General features: G+C 42.3%; 2 pseudogenes. Both read right to left on the reverse strand.

Going from position 1 to position 1,511, the window contains the following annotated elements:
- Window positions 1-205, reverse strand: a pseudogene (locus ACFIKR_RS09235) (hypothetical protein); the annotation flags it as partial.
- Between the two features lie 9 nt (window positions 206-214).
- A pseudogene (locus ACFIKR_RS09240) lies at window positions 215-1,511 on the reverse strand (hypothetical protein); the annotation flags it as partial.

Raw genomic sequence — 1,511 nt, forward strand, 5'->3', positions numbered from 1 at the left:
AATCAAACGGCATGGTTGTTGTTAGACAAACCTTATGCGTGTCATCTTCAATCCCCTCTTCTCCCTCTCCAAGCTCTTTAACAAAGACCCAATAAAAACGCGTTGTCAAAAGCATCTCTAGCCTTCTTACTGTTTCAACTTTGTCAAAAGAAAGCATGTTCAGATAATCTTCTTTGCTATTTAAATGTTCTGGATATTCTATCATCTCTCCCTCCTAAACAAAATGACGCGTATGGCTACATCCACGCGCCGCAACTTGTTCATTTCCACCATTGACGATCATGGCGGCTCGAGTAAAACGCCCATTATCCGTTGTATTACTCCAGCTACCACCCCCTAACAATGCTCTCATTTCAAACGTATTTTGCGTACGGCTTATGGGTATAGGAAACGTGCCCGATAAAAATTGCCAAACATAACCGCAACCATCTTCACAACCGATATGCGAAATCATCCGTATATTTGCCGTATCCTTATATCCACCTGAAACCTTAGAGGTTGGTTCTTTCTTGCCAACAATATGTGTCTTTTCATTGCTTCCATACATAGCAGAAGCAAACGCTTCATCACTCAGTAAAGATTTTTTAACACGCGCCATATCTGTTACATGTTCGGTATAATTACGGTTTGTTGTTATATTGGTACGATACATTGATTTCGTATTTTCACCCGTCCCTGATTGAAGATAAATATCAACCCAAAGATCTGTAGAGGGGTCGTAGACCATTCCCTCTGGTGAACTATAAGGGCGGTGATTCAAACACCAAACAGAATTCGGCAATATATCCCCTGCTTGATAACCGGATAATGGATGACCAGAAATCGTACCAACATCCGCACAGAGCGTATGAAACCCTCCTATCTTACGAGAATTACTCACAGTGTAATCCCTTGGATAGGTAGAGTTTTCTGACAAAACAAGTTTATGAGACTGTTTTCCATCAGAAACCAAATAAACATAATAATCCTTGCCTGCCGAAAGAGAAGGAACGCTTATTCTTGTATCTGCCGTATAACTTGCAACCAAAGTATCATTGCCTAATGCCAAGGTTATACGCGTTCCTTTCTTCAATGTGAGTTGTTTTTTCCCTGTCGCAACAAGAAACGGCGTAGAAATTGAAAGAACCGTTAAATTGGACTGTTTCAGTAAATTGTTTATCTCTTCCCCTAGCACTTTTGCCTGTGAGGCTACTGTATGGGCTGTTGTTGCCGTTGCTAGGGAACTCTTGATACCTCCAAGCTCTTGTTTCATTGTATCGGCGGTTGTTTTGGCTTCTTCTGCTGTCCTTTTCGCTCTATCAGCTACTTCCTTGGCTTTTTCGGCTTCGCTCTTGGCTTGATAGGCTTGTGAATCTGCCGACTCGGCTTTTTTCTTGGCTTCTTCTGAGTACATCCGCGCTAAACTTACGGGGGCTTTAAAATTCTCAACCACTTGATTGATATCGATAACCCTACTCCTCGCAGACGAGGCTATTTTCTCTGCATCTTCTGCCTGATTGCGTGCTTGCGTC

Source organism: Bartonella sp. MR30HLJHH (assembly GCF_042194195.1).
Lineage (GTDB): Bacteria > Pseudomonadota > Alphaproteobacteria > Rhizobiales > Rhizobiaceae > Bartonella > Bartonella grahamii.